The sequence below is a fragment of the Demequina sediminis genome, from assembly GCF_039545075.1.
Lineage (GTDB): Bacteria > Actinomycetota > Actinomycetes > Actinomycetales > Demequinaceae > Demequina > Demequina sediminis.
Map to the genome: position 1 here is coordinate 199,621 of NZ_BAABRR010000004.1, position 15,403 is coordinate 215,023.

Below are 15,403 nucleotides of genomic sequence, written 5' to 3' on the forward strand. Positions count from 1 at the left end.
TGCTAGCGACTGGCGAGGCCCCGCCGGTGTAGCCACTCGACGGCTGCCGCGGCGGAGCCCCGCTCGACGTCGTAGTACCGCCACGTGCCCTCGGTCTCGACGACCACCAGTCCGGCGCGATCGAGGACTGTCAGGTGCTGCGAGACGCGTGATGCGGAGATCCCGAACATTGACGCGGCCGAAGCCGCGAGGTCACCCGCCGCAGCCGACTCGGGCTCGAGGAGCTCGAGGATGAAGCGGCGCACGGGGCTCGCGAGGGCGTGGAACGTCGCGTCCAGTTCGAAGGCGTCGTCGAAGAGGTCCGTGTCCCGCATCTGCGCATCGTAGGTCGGGGAGCTCCGGGACGGGCGGCCTCGCGTGATTCTGTGGAGAGCCGATGCTCCGGCCTCCCTGTGGCGCGCTGCCCCGGTTCTTCCGTGCGGCCCAGCCTCCGTCCGGCAGGCGCCGTCCGTCCGGGGTTGTCTCGTGGCTGTTTCAGTGATTCCTCAAACAGCGCGCCCATGGTCGGCTCTCGCCGGGAGTGGGTAGAGATCTACCTGGGGTGTCGCATTTCTCCTGGTCGCGAGGGAGCGCCGTGCCGGAGCTGTGTGAGCGATTGCTGAAATGTCGCGGAGAGGGGTCCGGAGGAGCGAGCCTTCCGGGGGGCGGCGACGGGGACGGGGACGGGGACGGGGACGGGCGCCCCATCCATCCGGCCGACTCTCCCCCCTTTCCCAGACCCCGTCGTGCCCAGACCTCGTCTTGCCCAGACCTCGTCGTGCCCAGACCCCGTCCAGCCCACTCCCCGTCGTGCCCAGACCCCGTCCAGCCCACTCCCCGTCCGTCAGGCTGCGCGCGTCCGAGGTTGTCTCGCGGCTGTTTCAGCGATTCCTCGAACAGTGCCGCCATTGTCCATCGTTGGTCGGGGCGGGGTGCCATCTACCTGCGGTGTCGTGCTTCTCGTGGTCGCGAAGGAGCGCCATGCCGGAGCTGTGTGAGCAAAGGCTGAAACAGCGTGGAGAGGGGTCCGGAGGGGACGAGGAGGAGGGGAGCCTTCGGGGGCGACGGGGCGACGGGGCGACGGGGCGACGGGGCGACGGGCGGCCCCGCCCCCTTAGGTCGGCGGTGGTTGCGCGCCCTCGGCCTTGCGCGAGCCCGCCGCACGCAGGGAGCTCGTCGCCGCGAGTCCGATCAGCACGCCCAATGCGATCGCGACCATGGTCGCCGCGGTCGTAACCAGCGTGGCGGCGCCCGAGTCGCTGCCATCGATCACGCCCGTTACCCCCACGAGGCCCAGGGCGCCGGGGACCAGCAGCCAGAACGCGGGCAGGAAGCTCACGATCGCCGGGGGTCCCGAGCGCTGGCGCGCGACGAGGATCGCGACGGGGGTCATCGCCGCCGCACCCACGAGGGCTGACAACACCCCGTCGAGGAACAGGTCTCCGATCACCTGCGCTCCGTACGCGACATAGAGAACGATGAGGATCCACCCGATCGCTCCGCGACGCGCGCTCTGGAAAACCCCGATCGCGAGCCCGAACAGCGCGACCGCAATCCACGGGGCCACCGGACCGAGCGGATCCGCGGCCGCACTGAGCTCGACCTCCGGCACGCCCACGAGCGCGCCCGCGGCGACGATGCCCGCCGCGAGCAGGACCAGCCTCATCGCGCCGGCCGCGGCGCGCGCCGCTCCCGACACGATGTGCCCCGTCGCGAGCTCGATGACCGCGGTCGTAAGCAGCCCTCCCGGCAGGAACATGACCAGGGGAGCGACCACCGAGGGGAGCACGCCGGGATCGACCGAGGTGCGCGCGACGAGCAGCCCCACGATCGACACGCCCAGTGCGGCGCCGACGATCACGAGCGCCGAATAGCTGGGCCGCACCGTCTCCGCGAACACGAGCAACAGCCCGACCCCGACTCCCAGCAGCCCGGCGACCAACACTCCGGCCCACGACGCACCCAGCAGCACCGCGATCGACGCCGACAGCACGGGGTACGCCGCGAGTCGCAGCGCGCGGCCGAAGGGTGGATCGGCGGCGGTGATCTCCGTGAGGCGGTGCGGAATCGCCGCCGCGGAGATGTCGCCGCGGCGAGCCTGGGTCTGCAAGGTATCGATCGCGTCGATCTGCGCGAGCGTGTAGGCGCCGCCGCCCGCCGAGACCGCACGGGTCTTGGTGCGACCGCGCTCGGCCGTGGACACGATGATCGAGGTTGGCAGCACCACGGCGTGCGTGCCGGGGAGGCCGTTGACCGTGGCGATCTCCTCGAGTGCGTCCTGGACGAGTCCGACGGGATAGCCCGAGCCGATCATCGCGCGGCCCATCGCGGTGAGCGCCTCGAGCGCCGCACCCGCGGGCACGTGACCGGTGCGGGCGGGACGCGAGCGCGACGCCGCGGCCGCCCATCCGTCCTCCCCGTCCGGCGTGCGCTGGGTGCGAACCAGGTACCACAGCAGCAGGATGCTCGCCGCGAGCACCGCGAGGGCGATCACGAGCGTGGTCGTCGACACCTCCGACGTCACGATTCCCGGCTGTCGAGCCGGCACCACCACGGTGGGCTGCGACGCGGTGGGCGAAGGCGTGGGGGAGGCGGTCGGGCTCGCGGACGCCGTGGGGGTCGCGCCGGCGGACGGGCTCGCGCTCGCCGTGGGCGACGCGGTGGGTTCAGCGGTGGGTGTCGCGGTGGCGGTTGCTGTGGGGAGCGGAGTCGCGGTCGGCGCCGGGGTCGTGGTGGGCGTGGGCTCGGCGGTCGGTGACGGCGTGGAGGTCGCTGCGGGAGTCGCGCTCGCGGTCGGCGTGGGCGTCGCGTGCGCGGGCCACGCTCCCGCCCCGAGACCCAGCACGGCCACGGCGCCGGTGAGCGCGAGCGCGGCGAGCGCGCGGAGAATCACCGTGCGTGCCATGTCGCGTGACCCCCTCGCACCGGTCGTGGTCCTGGCCCCCGATTCGCACCCTATCGGGCACAGCGTGCGCGCGCGGCGGCTCGGTAGACTCGCGCCCGTGATCATCCTTCTTGTCGGCACCGGCGCGCGTGAGCACGCCCTCGCCCGCGCCCTGTGCGCCGACCCCGCCGTCAGCCAGCTCCACGCCGCCCCGGGCAACCCCGGCATCGGCACGCTGTCGACCGTCGACGGCACACCCGTCGTCCTCCATGGGGTGGACGCGCTCGACCCCGTGGCGGTCGCGGCGCTCGCCGCGGCCGTGAAGGCCGACCTCGTCGTGGTGGGTCCCGAGGCGCCGTTGGTCGCGGGTGTCGCGGACGCCGTGCGCGGTGTGGGCATCCCCGTCTTCGGTCCCAGTGGCCGCGCGGCCATGCTCGAGGGCTCGAAGGCCTTCGCCAAGGAAGTCATGCTCGCCGCCGACGTGCCCACGGCCGAGCCGCGCGTGTGCCGCACCTCGTCTGACCTCGAGGACGCGCTCGACGCGTTCGGCGCACCGCACGTGGTGAAGGACGACGGCCTGGCGGCAGGCAAGGGCGTGGTGGTCACGGACGATCGCGCGGCGGCGCTCGCTCACGGCGAGGCGATCCTCGATGCAGGCGGAGTCGTGGTGGTCGAGGACTTCCTCGATGGGCCCGAGGTCAGCCTCTTCTGCCTGTGCGACGGCGAGACGGTGGTGCCGCTCCAGCCCGCGCAGGACTTCAAGCGCGCGTACGACGGCGACGCCGGTCCCAACACCGGCGGCATGGGCGCGTACTCGCCGCTGCCGTGGGCCCCCGCGGACCTTGTCGACGAGGTCGTGCGCACGGTCGCACAGCCCACCGTCGACGAGATGGCGCGCCGCGGCACCCCGTTCGTGGGCGTCCTCTACTGCGGCCTCGCGCTCACGTCGAAGGGCGTGCGCGTGGTCGAGTTCAACGCGAGGTTCGGCGACCCCGAGACGCAGGTGGTGCTCGCGCGCCTCGCGACCCCGCTCGCCGGGGTGCTGCTCGCCGCCGCGGAGGGCCGCCTGGGCGACCTCACTCCCCTCGAGTGGAGGAACGATGCCGCGGTCACCGTCGTCGTCGCGGCCCACGGATATCCGGCGGAGCCCCGCAAGGGCGACTCCATCACGGGCATCGACGCGGCCGAGTCGGTCGACACCGTCCATGTCCTCCACGCCGGCACGTCGCTCGACCACCGCGGCACTCTGCTGAGCAACGGCGGCCGCGTCCTCAGCGTCACGGCGCGGGGCGCGACCCTTGCCGAGGCAAGGGAACGCGCGTACGCGGGCGTCGACCGCATCGTCCTCGAGGGCAGCCACCACCGCCGCGATATCGCGGCGGCCGCCGCGGAGGACGCGCGCTGATGCCCGGCCACGCCACGCCACCCACGCACCTCGAGCTCGAGGGGTGGCGTCACGTCTACTCGGGCAAGGTGCGCGACCTCTATGAGCCGGTCGCCCCGCACCCGCGCGGAGACGTGGTGCTGGTGGTCGCGTCAGATCGCATCAGTGCGTACGACTGGGTGCTGCCCACCGAGATCCCGGGCAAGGGCGGCATCCTCACGGGCCTGAGCCTGTGGTGGTTCGACCAGCTGGTCGACATCGTGCCCAATCACACGGTCGAGGCGCCCGTCCCCGCCGAGGTGCAGGGCCGCGCCATGGTGTGCAGCCGCCTCGTCATGTTCCCCGTCGAGTGCGTCGCGCGCGGCTACCTCACCGGCTCCGGCCTGGCGGAGTACCGCGCGTCGGGAACGGTGTGCGGGATCGAGTTGCCGCCGGGTCTCGAGGACGGCTCACGGCTGCCGTCGCCGATCTTCACGCCCGCGACCAAGGCCGCGGTCGGGGAGCACGACGAGAACGTGAGCTTCGAGGCCGTGGTCGACATGATCGGCGAGGAGGACGCGGCCGCGCTGCGCGACCTCACGCTCGCTGTCTACGCCCGTGCGCACGCGATCGCCGCGGCGAAGGGGATCATCCTCGCGGACACCAAGCTCGAGTTCGGCAGGGACGCGGCGGGCGACATCGTGCTTGGTGATGAGGTGCTCACGCCGGACAGTTCGCGTTTCTGGCCCGCCGATGACTGGGAGCCCGGCCGCGCCCAGCCCAGCTTCGACAAGCAGTTCGTGCGCGACTGGCTGAGCTCGCCCGACTCGGGCTGGGACAAGTCCTCGGACGTCCCGCCGCCCGCGCTGCCCGCCGACGTGGTCGAGCGCACTCGCGCACGCTACGTCGAGGCCTTCGATCGCCTGGCGCGCGCCTGACGAGTACTCGACGCGCCCCGATGCCAGGTGCGCGGCCCCAACGTTTGTTCGCGTGGGTGCGTCCTACCTGCATGGGGAGACTTCAGCTCACCGCAGTGCTGACGCTGGTGACCGCGATCGTGGTCGGGACGCTGCTCACCGCCTGCGCGCCGCGGCCGTATGGCCCCGAGTCCTCGCTCGACCTGGGCGTGCCGGGCGACGTGGTCGACACCGTGACGGACGTGCAGTTCTACCCCGCGTGCGGCAACGAGCCCGTCACGGTGGACGGCGTCACCTGGTACCCGTTCGTGCCGGCGAATCTCCTCGAGTTCCCCGAGGTGGCGGCGCTCGCAACGCCCGCGGGTGAGGGCGGGATGGGCGGGGGGACGATGCGTGCGGCGCTTTCGGCCGTGGCGGCGCTTCCCGCCGTGGCAGCGCCGGGACCGGGCGACGACTCCGGCACGCTCACCGTCTACGAAGGCGGCCTCGCGTTCTGGGTCTCCGACAGCGGAGCCCTCACGACGTGGCTGACCGATCAGGAGCTCGAGTACAGCTGGGTCTGCTGACCTTGTGGGGTCAGGCGTGGTCCTCGGTCTGGCGGTCGCGCTTTTCGACCACGGCCACGGTGGGGACGCCCCAGCCGAGCGTGAGCGACAGGCCGCGCAGCGCGAGGATCACCAGCAGCGGCATCCAGAAGATCACCTCGGGCGGCAGTCCCAGCGCCCACAGCGCCCAGTACACGAGCGCGCCGCCCAGCGCGGCGGTCGCGTACAGCTGACCGTTCCAGAACACCTCGGGCACCTGCGCCGCGAAGAGGTCACGCAGGATGCCGCCCCCCACGCCATTCGCAACGCCCACGATCATCGCGGCCGCGGGGCTTGCGCCCAGGTCGAGCGCGAGACCCGTGCCGATCACCACGAAGATCGCGAGACCGAGCGCGTCGGAGGCCTCCACGATGCGATGGCGCGCGAGCGCGTCGAGGTCACGTCTGCGCGCGAGCGGAGCGATCACCAGCGCGGTCGCGATCGCGACCAGCACGAGCGTGGGGTTCTCGATCCAGAACACGTCCTGGCGCAGCAAGAGATCGCGGAGGGTTCCGCCGCCCACCGCGACCAGTCCCGCGAGCACCACCGCTCCCACGAGGTCCATGCGCCGCCTGCTCGCGGCCACGGCCCCCGAGATCGCGAAGGCGACGGTGCCCACGTACTCGAGCACGATCCTCAGGGTCGACAACGCGTAGTCGATGATCGCGTCCGAGTCGACGCTCGTCAGCAACTCCTGCATGAGGGTCTCCTTCGCGGCGGCGCACCACGATACCGCCGCGTCGCGAGGGTCCCGGCACGGGCATCGTCCCTCCTGCTAGATTGTGCGCGCGGGCGCCACTGCGGCGCCAACCTCGCGCCCTCGTGGAAGGTCTGTCATGCGCCGTGCCCTCGCCCTGTCGTCGATCCTGATGCTCCCCGCCCTGGGTGGCTGCGCGCTGCTGGGCGGCGCGACCGTCGAGGAGCTGCAGCTCGCCGTGGGCGAGTGCATCCTCAACACCGCGGTCTCTGCCGAGGGCGAGACCGAGGTGAACTCGCTCCCGCGCGTCGACTGCGCCGAGGCGCACGACGGCGAGGTGTTCTACGTCGAGGAGATGACCGAGCTCACGGAGGAGGCCCTCTTGGCCGGGGACGAGACCTGCTACGCGCAATACGAGGCCTACGTGGGCGTCCCCTACGAGGAGAGCGTCTACTACTACACGACCATGACCCCGACCCAGTCGTCGTGGGATCTGGGCGACCGCCAGCTCGCGTGCATCCTCGTGGGCGAAGAGGGCGAGCAGCTCACGGGCTCGCTCAAGGGCGCGGCCGCCTAGCCGTCCCCGCCCGCCCGGAGCCCGGTCGGCGCCCGACCGGTGCTGCCCGCGCGCGCCGGTAGACTGCCGCCATGGCCACGATCCTCGTTCACGTCATGCCCAAGCCCGAGATCCTCGACCCTCAGGGCAAGGCCGTCGGTGCCGCCCTGCCGCGGCTGGGCTTCGACGGCATCGCCCAGGTCCGCCAGGGCAAGCGCTTCGAGCTCACTGTCGACGGCGAGGTGACCGACGAGGTCCTCGCGAACGTCCGCAAGGCCGCCGAGACGCTCCTGAGCAACCCCGTGATCGAGGACGTCGTCCAGGTCAAGGTGGTGCGCGAGGGCGGCTGCGGCTGCGGCGGCAACGGCGGCGGCAAGGGTCACCGCCCGGCCCCCGAGAACGGCGCCAAGGACCTGCTCGGATGACCGCTCGCATTGGGGTCGTGACGTTCCCCGGCACGCTCGACGACCGCGACGCGTCGCGCGCCGTGCGCCTCGCCGGGGCGGAGGCCGTGCCGCTGTGGCACAACGACGCCGACCTCAAGAACGTCGACGCCGTGGTCCTGCCGGGTGGCTTCAGTTACGGCGACTACCTGCGTGCCGGTGCGATCGCGCGCTTCGCCCCCGTGATGGACACCCTGGTGGATGCCGCTCACGGCGGCCTGCCCGTGCTGGGCATCTGCAACGGCTTCCAGGTGCTCACCGAGGTCCACCTGCTGCCCGGCTCGATGATCAAGAACGAGCACCTGCACTTCGTGTGCCGTGACCAGACGCTGCGCGTCGAGAACGCCGAGACCGCGTGGACCTCCGAGTACCGCGAGGGCGAGGAGATCGTGGTGCCGCTCAAGAACCAGGACGGCCAGTACGTCGCGGACGAGCGCACCCTCGACATGCTCGAGGCCGAGGGCCGCGTGGCGTTCCGCTACGTGGGGTGGAACCCCAACGGCTCGCGCCGCGACATCGCGGGCATCACCAACGAGCGCGGCAACGTCGTGGGCCTCATGCCCCACCCCGAGCACGCGGTCGAGGCTGGCTTTGGCCCCGACTCACGCGAGTCGGGACGCACCGGCACTGACGGCCTCGCGTTCTTCACGTCCGCGATCAAGGGCCTGCTCGCCTCCGCCTGAGTCTCGGTGCGCCGTGATCGTCGAGAGCGTGGTGCTGCCCGTCGTCGCGGGCCGCGAGGACGACTTCGAGGCGGCCTTCCGTGTTGCCGAGCCGCTGCTGGCCCGCCAGCGCGGCTACCTGGGCCACTCGCTGCGCCGCGGAGTCGAGGACCCCTCGACGTATCTGCTCACTGTCGAGTGGGAGACGCTCGAGGACCACACCGAGGGCTTCCGAGGATCCGCGGACTACCAGGAGTGGCGGGCGCTGCTGCACGACTTCTACGTCGCGGTGCCCCCGGTTCCCCACTATCGCGACCTCGATGCGGTCGGCGCGTCCGGCGCCACGATTGGCGCCTTCTGGGAACGATGCCGGGCACGGGTTCCCGGGCTGCCCGAGGCCCTGCCGGAGGCGTGGGCCTTCGGCGCGACGCCCGCCCACGCGGACGGGCTCCTCGCCTTGGTGCTGGACGGCATCAAGACGGGCACGGCATCGTCCCTGTGGGACGACGACGCCGCGGGTGACCCGCTGCCGCGCGAGGGTGAGTTCAGCATCATCCTCGACGGCGCCGGCCTGCCGCGCGCGGTGATCGAGACCACGAGCGTCCGCGTCGTGCCGTTCGGTGAGGTTGACGCCGCGCACGCCGCCGCGGAGGGCGAGGGAGACCTCACGCTCGCGTACTGGCGCGCCGTGCACGAGCGCTACTGGCGCGAGCACTCGGGGAATGACCGCGGCTTCGAGCCCGACATGCCCGTCGTGTGCGAGCGTTTCCGGCTGGTCTATACGGAGGAGGGCGTGGCGGAGGCGAGCGCGAGCCGGTAGGGCTGCATCGCGTAGTCGCCGATTCCGTGGGGACGGGCGACGCCGTACGCCGCGAAGCCCGCCGCGCTGGCATGGTCGATGGCATCGGTCATGAGCGCGGTGCCGACCCCTCCGCCCGTGCCGCCGGGATCGACCGCCAAGAAGTGCAGGAAGGCCTCGTCGCGAACGGACCCGGAGGGCACCGTCAGGGCGAAGCCGGCGCGGGGTGCGGTCGCGACGGCGAGCCTGATGAGGGGTCCGGCGAGTGCGGAGCGCACGCGCCGGGCCATGGGCGCGGCATCGACCGTGCCGTCGCGGGCCTCGATCGCGCGCACCCACAGGCGCGCGCAGGTCTCGGTGTCGTCGGGAAGCAGGCCGGTGCGGATCTCGATCACGGGAGCCATTCAACCGCGTGGCGGGCGGTCGCTGACGGCCGGTCAGGCCGCGAGACGGTCCCTCAGCTCGGCGAGCGCCCGGAACGTGCCGTGGTTGAAGTCCGCGCCCAGCTGGTTGGGGATCGTGACCAGCAACGTGTCGGAGGTCATCACCGCCTCATCCTCACGGAGCTCGCGCTCGAGCTTGTCGAGGTCGCCCACGTAGGTCTTCCCGAAGGTCGACAGCGTGTTGTCGATCTCGCCGATCTGGTCATTGTTGGCGCCCATGAGGTCGCGCTCGAGGTAGGGGGTGAAGTAGGTGCGCGAGAGGTCATCGGTGATGGGCATGATGCTGCGCGACACGGACACGCGCGGCTCGCCCGCGTGACCCGCCTCGCGCCACGCCGACCTGAAGGCCTCGATCTGGCGCGACTGCACGGTGCCGAGCGGCTCCCCGGTGGCCTCGAGCACCAGCGTCGAGGACATGAGATGCATGCCCAGCTCTCCCACGCGACGGGCGGAGTCGATGCCGCCCGCGCCGTACCAGATCCGCTCGCTCAGTCCGGGGGACTGCGGCTGGATGGGCAGCAGCTCGCCCGCGCGCACGTGGGCGTGCGAGCCGGGCTCCGCGATGCCCGCGCCCGAGATCGCCTCGCGGAAGCGCGCGATCCGACGTGCGGCCTCCTCGGCGGGGCTCATCCCGAAGGCGAGGGGATAGCCAAACTCCGCCGGGCCGTCCGCCGCGGGCTCGGGGCTGCCGCGGCTCACGCCCAGCTGCAGCCGTCCGCCCGCGATGAGGTCGGCGGTCGCGGCGGCCTCCGCCATGTACAACGGGTTCTCGTAGCGCATGTTCGTGTTATGGCTCTCGTTTTCTCGGTCCGCGTCCCTCTACAGGTACCGGCAGACCTGGTCTGGGCTGCATGTGTCGGGGTCCGGGTGCGCGGCGTCGTGCCGGAGGTCGGCGATGGTGCCGTGCAGGGCGGTGAGCTGGGCGATCTGCTGCTCGATCTCGGCCAGGCGCGCGTCGAGGAGGTCTCGCACGTGCTCGCAGGGCGCGTGGCCGCTGTCGCGGATGTCGAGGATTTGGCGGATCTGGGCGAGGGTGAGGCCTGCGGCCTGGCCACGGTGAACGAAGTCGATCCGGGCGACGGCGTCGGGCGCGTAGTCGCGGTACCCGGATGGCGTCCGGTCGGCCGGGGGCAGCAGTCCCTGCTCTTCGTAGAACCGGAGCGTCTTCGAGGTGGTGCCCGCGCGTTCGGCGAGTTCTCCGATGCGCATTGCGGCCTCCGATCATTCGGCAGGGGCCACGCTTGACCTTCCCTTGCACTGGAAGGTCCAGTATGGCTGAAACGGAACAGAAGTCCAAGCCTTGACGGGAGCAGCGATGCCTACGAAGTACGATCTCGCCATCATCGGATCGGGCGGCGGAGCGTTCGCCGCCGCGATTCGCGCGACCATGCTCGGGAAGTCGGTGGTGATGATCGAGCGTGGCACGCTCGGCGGCACCTGCGTGAACACGGGCTGCGTGCCGTCGAAGGCCCTCATCGCCGCCGCCGATGCACGGCACGTCGCCGCCGACGCCGCCGACCGGTTCCCGGGGATCGCGACGACGGCAGGCCCAGTGGACATGCCCGCGCTGATCGCCGGGAAGCAGGCGTTGGTCGAGACGATGCGGGGCGAGAAGTACGCCGACGTCGCCGATTCATACGGGTGGCACGTCCGGCGGGGAGACGCCGGGTTCGCGGGCACCCCGGACGCGCCGGTGTTGGAGGTCACCGCCGCAGACGGAGCGGTCGAGACGATCGAGGCCGAGCACTACCTGGTCGCCACCGGTGCGCGGCCGTGGGCTCCGCCGATCGACGGCCTGGACGAGGCCGGGTACCTGACCTCGACCACGGCGATGGACCTGACCGAGGTCCCCGAGTCGATGCTGGTGCTCGGCGGCGGCTACGTTGCCCTGGAGCAGGCGCAGCTGTTCGCCCGCCTCGGCTCCCAGGTCACCGTGCTGGTGCGGTCCCGGCTCGCGTCGAAGGAGGAGCCGGAGGTGTCCCGGACACTGCAGGAGGTGTTCGCCGACGAGGGCATCCGGGTGGTCCGCCGCGCGGTGCCGACCCGGGTGTCCCGGGACGCGGCGACCGGGCAGGTCGTGGTTACCGCGGACGTGTCCGGCGGCTCGCAGGAGTTCCGCGCCGACCAGGTGCTCGTCGCCCTCGGACGCCGTCCCGTCACCGACGGCTTGAACCTCGATGCGGTCGGGGTGAAGACCGGGGACTCCGGCGAGGTGGTCGTCTCCGACCATCTGCAGTCGTCGAACCCGCGGATCTGGGCCGCGGGCGACGTGACCGGGCACCCGGAGTTCGTCTACGTCGCGGCCCACCACGGCACCCTCGTTGCCGAGAACGCGTTCGCCGACGCCGACCGGTCCGTCGACTACTCCCATCTGCCGCGGGTGACGTTCACCGGACCGGCGATCGGCGCGGTCGGGATGACCGAGAAGGAGGTCGTCGCCGCGGGGATCCGCTGTGACTGCCGCGTGCTGCCCCTGGAGTATGTGCCCCGGGCGGTGATCAACCGCGACACCCGCGGGTTCATCAAGATCGTCGTGAACGCCGATACGAGCGAGATCCTCGGCCTCACCGCCGTCGCCAAGGACGCCGGTGAACTCGCCGCCGCAGGCGTCCACGTGCTCGGCAAGACCATCGCCGAAGTCGCCGACGCCTGGGCCCCCTACCTGACCATGACCGAAGGCATCCGGATCGCCGCGAAGTCCTTCACCACCGACCCGTCACTGCTCTCGTGCTGCGCATGAACGGCAACGCATGCAATCGGGGAGATCTCATCCGGAAGAGGTGCAGACGATGAGCGCCGATCACGACCGCGACGAACGGCGCGCCGGTCCCATCGTCGCCGCAGGGACCGGGCTGCTCCTACTGGCATGCTGCGCGCTTCCGTTGCTGCTCTGCTGCGGCCTGCCGCTCATCGCGGCGGGCGGAGCACTCGCAGGCGTCGGAGGGCTCCTCGGCAATCCCTGGATCATCGGTGCCGGGATCGCCGTCGCGATGGCCGTCACGGCCGGGATGCTCGTCAGGCTACGGCGGCGGCACCGAGGCCGCAGGACTGGCTGCTGCGAAAATCCTTCGACTGCTGATCGGAACCGGTAGCTCGATCGGATCCAGCCATCACCGCCAACGGGGCCACCTCGGCATCCCGCGGCCCTTCCAGGTCTCCACGAGACCGGCGACCCAGCGGACGGACGCGAAGAGTCCGTAGCCGGCCCCGGCGAGGCCCATGGAGACCACGAGCCAGCGACCGATCCCGAGCCACACGCTCCCGTCCACGTCGAGGGCCCACTGAGCGCCCGTGATAAGCCCGGCGACGGCCATCCAAACACCCGCGACGATCACTGCGACCGGCAGCAGCGCGAGGCACATCGACGCGGCGACAGACCAAAGCTGACGGGCCTCCAGCTTGGCCGTTGTGGCGATGATCTTTTCGGCCCGCTCGTTCGCGGCGTCAATCTTGGCTGTTGCCACGGCCCCGGCGTCGGCAGCGGCCCTCTCGATCGACTGCACAGCCTGATCCCGGGCCGTGCTGATCGCGCTCGTCGCCTCGGCGCTGGCTTGGGTGATCGACTCCCGCCAGGCCTTCTGCGCACCGTTCGCGGCCCGCTCGAACTTAGCCCGGCTCTCATCGAGATGCTTGGCGGCAGCCTCGGACTTAGAGGCTGAGCCCTTCAGACGCTCCCCGTTGAGGTTCACGCTCATACCCGCGAGAGTGGACGCGATTCCGGCGAGCAGTTCGCTGTTCTCGTTCGACTCCGGCGGCGGCGACGTTGAGGTCAGCTGATGCGAGATCGCGGAGAGCTGCTTCTCCTGCTCCTCGCTGTCCACCTTCACGAACCCCGCGAGCTTCTTCTGCTGCTCGGTCAGAGTGGCGATCCTCGTATTCTGCGCCTCGACGGCGGCGAGGATCGAGGTCAACAGCTCCATCGTCTCCGGACTGCCGAGCGGTTGCGGCGACTGCACGGGCCCGTTCTGCTGCTTCAGCCTGTCGAGTGCTGCGCTCATGTTCCTGCTCCTTCTGCTGCTGGTGGTAGTCGAAGAACGCCTGCGCGCCCTCCGGGGTGAAGTCCGCCGAGAGTGCGCTCGTGCGCTTGCGGCGCTCGGCACGCCCGGACTCGCCGCGGCGGTCCTCGATGTAGAGCGTCCAGGTCTCCTGCCCGGCGCGTTTGCCCTTCTTGCTGACGGGGCTGTGCAGCCGCATCCGTGGCACCCGATCCCCGTCATCACCGAGCTGCTGGTTCTGCTCCTCGATCACCGAGACCAGACCGGCCTTGTCCACCGCGCGGGGATCGGCCAGCGCCGCACTCATCCGGTCGCCCATCTCGCGGTCGAGCGACCCCTCGGCGAAGTCTTCGCGGCGCAGCTCCCAGTCCTTCGGCGCGTGCTCCAGCCGCTTCACGACCGAGAGCCCGTGCTCGCGCATCAGCTCGTCGTTCGCCGACTGCACGCCCTTCTGATTCCCGGCCTTGCGGTCGTGGAACGTGCGATAGTCCGAGAGCGCCTTTCCCGTGCGGTTGTTGTGATTGAGAACCAAAATATGGTTGTGCGGCTTCTTTCCCCGCCCATCCACATGACTGACGACGAGGCAGTCGGAATCCGGGTGCATCTTCTTGGCGAGCTGGTAGCCCAGGTCGTTCACCCGCTGCACGTGTTCGGGGTTCTTCGGGTCGAACTCCTCGTCGCTGAACGACTGGCGGTAGTGCAGCGCCTCGACCTCGCGCGTCGTGTTCTGCGTGAGCGCCCGAGCGCGCCGAGAACGCGCCGGGGCCTCCCGGCACATCGCACGTGATCGCGACGCCCCGCTCGTCCTCCTTGCCCCGGATATAGCGCTCCGTGTCGGCGGCGCTGGCGCTCGGGCTGTAGTGCGTCGTGCTCATGACGCCGTCCGATCACCGAGCAGGGCGCGGACCTCGCGCAGCAGCTCGATCAGCTCGGGCACCTCCGACGACAGCGCCACCGCCTCACCGGCACGTGCTCGGTGGTCCAGGTCGTTGACGTTGATCGCCAGCGGGCGGATCTGCGCGGCCAGCTCGCGCGCGTCCGCCGACACCTGCGCGCGCGCCTCGACGCCGAGCAGGTGCGCGGCCACGGCGGCGTCCAGCTCCTCGCTCCGAGAGGCGTGGAGGGCATCGCGCACGACGGCCCGCACCCACGTGCTCGGGCTGGCCACTCTGGCGTACAGGTGGAGCAGCAGACCGACTGCCAGGTGAACACCGGTCGGGCTGATGCGGAGGCTGTGCGTCAGAGTCACGGCGGCGCGAAGCGTCGTCGTGGCAGCGGCGGGCGGGGTCAAGTCCCGTGGAGTGGTGTAGCGGGTTCCTTCGTCAGGCGGTGAGTGCGAGGGTTTCGGTCACCTCCTCGATGCCGGTGTTGGGCACGGCGGTGAGGCGGCAGCGGGCGAGGACTTCGAGTCCGAGGTAGCGCTTGGTCTCGACCCACTCGTCGGTCTGCTCGGCCAGGACTGCGCCGACGAGCCGGATGATGGCGTCCCTGTTGGGGAAGATCCCAACGGCGTCGGTACGACGACGGATCTCCTTGTTCAAGCGCTCGGCGGGGTTGTTGGACCAGATTCTTAAGTCCACACGTCCTTAGGTGAAGTGGTGAACGCGAGGAGGTCGTCGCGGGCTGCCTCGAGGTGGGCGAACACGGCGGGGAGTTTGTCCTCGACGTAGTCCAGCAGGCGGTCGATACTCAAGCGTGCACGGATGCCGCGTCGGGCTGGTCGTACACGGAGTGCAGCATGGACTTCACGGCCGGCCACGCGTGCTTGGGCGTGACCGCCATCAGGTTCGCCGCGTAGTGGGTGCGGCAGCGTTGCCACACCGCTCCGGGCAGGTTCGCCGCGATCGCCTCCACGAGGCCCGCGTGGGCGTCGGACGTGACGAGGCGGACGCCGGCCAGGCCGCGGGCGACGAGGTCGGCGAAGAACGTGTTCCACGCCGCGCCGGTCTCTGACGTGGCGACCTGGAGTCCGAGGACTTCGCGGTGGCCGTCGCCGTTGACGCCCGTGGCGACCAGGCACACGGCGTTGATGACGCGGCCGCCCTCGCGGACCTTCATCGTCAGCGCGTCCGCGGCGACGA

At 71.1% G+C, this 15,403-nt stretch carries 17 protein-coding genes and 2 pseudogenes; 9 read left to right on the forward strand and 10 right to left on the reverse strand.

What is annotated here, in order from left to right:
- Nucleotides 1-2: 2 nt before the first annotated feature.
- Nucleotides 3-314: an ArsR/SmtB family transcription factor gene (locus ABEA62_RS05435; RefSeq protein ID WP_286214327.1), complete on the reverse strand. Its 312-nt coding sequence runs from the start codon at nucleotides 312-314 to the stop codon at nucleotides 3-5.
- Between the two features lie 779 nt (nucleotides 315-1,093).
- Complete coding sequence (locus ABEA62_RS05440; protein WP_345378994.1) at nucleotides 1,094-2,884, reverse strand: threonine/serine exporter family protein; 1,791 nt, start codon at nucleotides 2,882-2,884, stop codon at nucleotides 1,094-1,096.
- 97 nt (nucleotides 2,885-2,981) lie between these two features.
- Here ABEA62_RS05440 and purD point away from each other — a divergent pair, with 97 nt between their 5' ends.
- From purD to ABEA62_RS05455, 3 genes are all read left to right on the forward strand, one after another.
- On the forward strand, nucleotides 2,982-4,268 hold the full coding sequence (purD, locus tag ABEA62_RS05445) for a phosphoribosylamine--glycine ligase (protein ID WP_286214323.1): 1,287 nt from the start codon (nucleotides 2,982-2,984) through the stop codon (nucleotides 4,266-4,268).
- A complete protein-coding gene (locus ABEA62_RS05450) occupies nucleotides 4,268-5,164 on the forward strand; it encodes a phosphoribosylaminoimidazolesuccinocarboxamide synthase (protein WP_286214322.1) in 897 nt (298 codons plus the stop codon). Before purD ends, ABEA62_RS05450 begins: the two co-directional genes overlap by 1 nt.
- Before the next feature lie 71 nt (nucleotides 5,165-5,235).
- A complete protein-coding gene (locus ABEA62_RS05455; protein ID WP_345378996.1) occupies nucleotides 5,236-5,709 on the forward strand; it encodes a hypothetical protein in 474 nt (157 codons plus the stop codon).
- A 10-nt stretch (nucleotides 5,710-5,719) separates the two neighbouring features.
- Here ABEA62_RS05455 and ABEA62_RS05460 read toward each other — a convergent pair whose 3' ends face one another.
- Nucleotides 5,720-6,427: a trimeric intracellular cation channel family protein gene (locus tag ABEA62_RS05460; RefSeq protein WP_286214320.1), complete on the reverse strand. Its 708-nt coding sequence runs from the start codon at nucleotides 6,425-6,427 to the stop codon at nucleotides 5,720-5,722.
- Between the two features lie 136 nt (nucleotides 6,428-6,563).
- Here ABEA62_RS05460 and ABEA62_RS05465 point away from each other — a divergent pair, with 136 nt between their 5' ends.
- The 4 genes from ABEA62_RS05465 to ABEA62_RS12685 all read left to right on the forward strand — a co-directional run bounded on the left by ABEA62_RS05465 (nucleotide 6,564) and on the right by ABEA62_RS12685 (nucleotide 8,905).
- Nucleotides 6,564-7,001, forward strand: coding sequence for a septum formation family protein (locus tag ABEA62_RS05465; protein WP_286214319.1), 438 nt, complete (start codon nucleotides 6,564-6,566; stop codon nucleotides 6,999-7,001).
- A 71-nt stretch (nucleotides 7,002-7,072) separates the two neighbouring features.
- Nucleotides 7,073-7,405, forward strand: coding sequence for a phosphoribosylformylglycinamidine synthase subunit PurS (purS, locus tag ABEA62_RS05470; protein ID WP_286214317.1), 333 nt, complete (start codon nucleotides 7,073-7,075; stop codon nucleotides 7,403-7,405).
- Nucleotides 7,402-8,106 (forward strand): phosphoribosylformylglycinamidine synthase subunit PurQ, encoded by a 705-nt coding sequence (gene purQ, locus ABEA62_RS05475; protein ID WP_286214316.1) that lies wholly within the window; start codon nucleotides 7,402-7,404, stop codon nucleotides 8,104-8,106. The genes purS and purQ overlap by 4 nt, the downstream gene beginning before the upstream one ends.
- 13 nt (nucleotides 8,107-8,119) lie before the next feature.
- Nucleotides 8,120-8,905 (forward strand): ASCH domain-containing protein, encoded by a 786-nt coding sequence (locus ABEA62_RS12685; RefSeq protein ID WP_425557975.1) that lies wholly within the window; start codon nucleotides 8,120-8,122, stop codon nucleotides 8,903-8,905.
- Here the strand turns inward: ABEA62_RS12685 and ABEA62_RS05490 are convergent.
- Genes ABEA62_RS05490 through ABEA62_RS05500 form a run of 3 tightly spaced genes read right to left on the reverse strand, consistent with a single transcriptional unit; the run spans nucleotide 8,863 to nucleotide 10,536 of the window.
- Nucleotides 8,863-9,279: a GNAT family N-acetyltransferase gene (locus ABEA62_RS05490; protein ID WP_286214315.1), complete on the reverse strand. Its 417-nt coding sequence runs from the start codon at nucleotides 9,277-9,279 to the stop codon at nucleotides 8,863-8,865. The two genes, ABEA62_RS12685 and ABEA62_RS05490, sit on opposite strands and share 43 nt — an antisense overlap.
- Nucleotides 9,280-9,321: 42 nt before the next feature.
- On the reverse strand, nucleotides 9,322-10,107 hold the full coding sequence (locus ABEA62_RS05495; RefSeq protein WP_286214314.1) for an LLM class flavin-dependent oxidoreductase: 786 nt from the start codon (nucleotides 10,105-10,107) through the stop codon (nucleotides 9,322-9,324).
- Between the two features lie 39 nt (nucleotides 10,108-10,146).
- A complete protein-coding gene (locus ABEA62_RS05500) occupies nucleotides 10,147-10,536 on the reverse strand; it encodes a heavy metal-responsive transcriptional regulator (RefSeq protein WP_042529932.1) in 390 nt (129 codons plus the stop codon).
- A gap of 106 nt (nucleotides 10,537-10,642) precedes the next feature.
- On the opposite strand from ABEA62_RS05500, the gene merA reads away from it, so the two are divergent.
- Entirely contained in the window at nucleotides 10,643-12,067 is a 1,425-nt protein-coding gene (merA, locus tag ABEA62_RS05505; protein ID WP_061225165.1) for a mercury(II) reductase, read from the forward strand.
- A 49-nt stretch (nucleotides 12,068-12,116) separates the two neighbouring features.
- Nucleotides 12,117-12,419 carry a hypothetical protein gene (locus ABEA62_RS05510; RefSeq protein ID WP_081275423.1) on the forward strand — a complete coding sequence of 101 codons (303 nt, stop codon included), beginning with the start codon at nucleotides 12,117-12,119 and terminating at the stop codon, nucleotides 12,417-12,419.
- Between the two features lie 18 nt (nucleotides 12,420-12,437).
- Here the strand turns inward: ABEA62_RS05510 and ABEA62_RS05515 are convergent, their stop codons facing one another.
- The 4 genes and pseudogenes from ABEA62_RS05515 to ABEA62_RS05530 form a co-directional block, all read right to left on the reverse strand.
- Nucleotides 12,438-13,325, reverse strand: coding sequence for an ABC-2 transporter permease (locus ABEA62_RS05515; RefSeq protein ID WP_425557977.1), 888 nt, complete (start codon nucleotides 13,323-13,325; stop codon nucleotides 12,438-12,440).
- Nucleotides 13,326-13,785: 460 nt separating this feature from the next.
- Nucleotides 13,786-14,100: pseudogene (locus tag ABEA62_RS12690) on the reverse strand (relaxase/mobilization nuclease domain-containing protein); the annotation flags it as partial.
- Between the two features lie 93 nt (nucleotides 14,101-14,193).
- Nucleotides 14,194-14,571 (reverse strand): hypothetical protein, encoded by a 378-nt coding sequence (locus ABEA62_RS05525; RefSeq protein ID WP_425557978.1) that lies wholly within the window; start codon nucleotides 14,569-14,571, stop codon nucleotides 14,194-14,196.
- Between the two features lie 73 nt (nucleotides 14,572-14,644).
- Nucleotides 14,645-15,403 (reverse strand): annotated as a pseudogene (locus tag ABEA62_RS05530) (IS256 family transposase); the annotation flags it as partial.

Bases quoted from the DNA above. Each gene is read 5' to 3' on its own strand.
- ABEA62_RS05435 (WP_286214327.1), bottom strand. From the start codon at position 314: ATGCGGGACACGGACCTCTTCGACGACGCCTTCGAACTGGACGCGACG.
- ABEA62_RS05440 (WP_345378994.1), bottom strand. From the start codon at position 2,884: ATGGCACGCACGGTGATTCTCCGCGCGCTCGCCGCGCTCGCGCTCACC.
- ABEA62_RS05450 (WP_286214322.1), top strand. From the start codon at position 4,268: ATGCCCGGCCACGCCACGCCACCCACGCACCTCGAGCTCGAGGGGTGG.
- ABEA62_RS05455 (WP_345378996.1), top strand. From the start codon at position 5,236: ATGGGGAGACTTCAGCTCACCGCAGTGCTGACGCTGGTGACCGCGATC.
- ABEA62_RS05460 (WP_286214320.1), bottom strand. From the start codon at position 6,427: ATGCAGGAGTTGCTGACGAGCGTCGACTCGGACGCGATCATCGACTAC.
- ABEA62_RS05465 (WP_286214319.1), top strand. From the start codon at position 6,564: ATGCGCCGTGCCCTCGCCCTGTCGTCGATCCTGATGCTCCCCGCCCTG.
- purS (WP_286214317.1), top strand. From the start codon at position 7,073: ATGGCCACGATCCTCGTTCACGTCATGCCCAAGCCCGAGATCCTCGAC.
- purQ (WP_286214316.1), top strand. From the start codon at position 7,402: ATGACCGCTCGCATTGGGGTCGTGACGTTCCCCGGCACGCTCGACGAC.
- ABEA62_RS05495 (WP_286214314.1), bottom strand. From the start codon at position 10,107: ATGCGCTACGAGAACCCGTTGTACATGGCGGAGGCCGCCGCGACCGCC.
- ABEA62_RS05500 (WP_042529932.1), bottom strand. From the start codon at position 10,536: ATGCGCATCGGAGAACTCGCCGAACGCGCGGGCACCACCTCGAAGACG.
- merA (WP_061225165.1), top strand. From the start codon at position 10,643: ATGCCTACGAAGTACGATCTCGCCATCATCGGATCGGGCGGCGGAGCG.
- ABEA62_RS05510 (WP_081275423.1), top strand. From the start codon at position 12,117: ATGAGCGCCGATCACGACCGCGACGAACGGCGCGCCGGTCCCATCGTC.
- ABEA62_RS05515 (WP_425557977.1), bottom strand. From the start codon at position 13,325: ATGAGCGCAGCACTCGACAGGCTGAAGCAGCAGAACGGGCCCGTGCAG.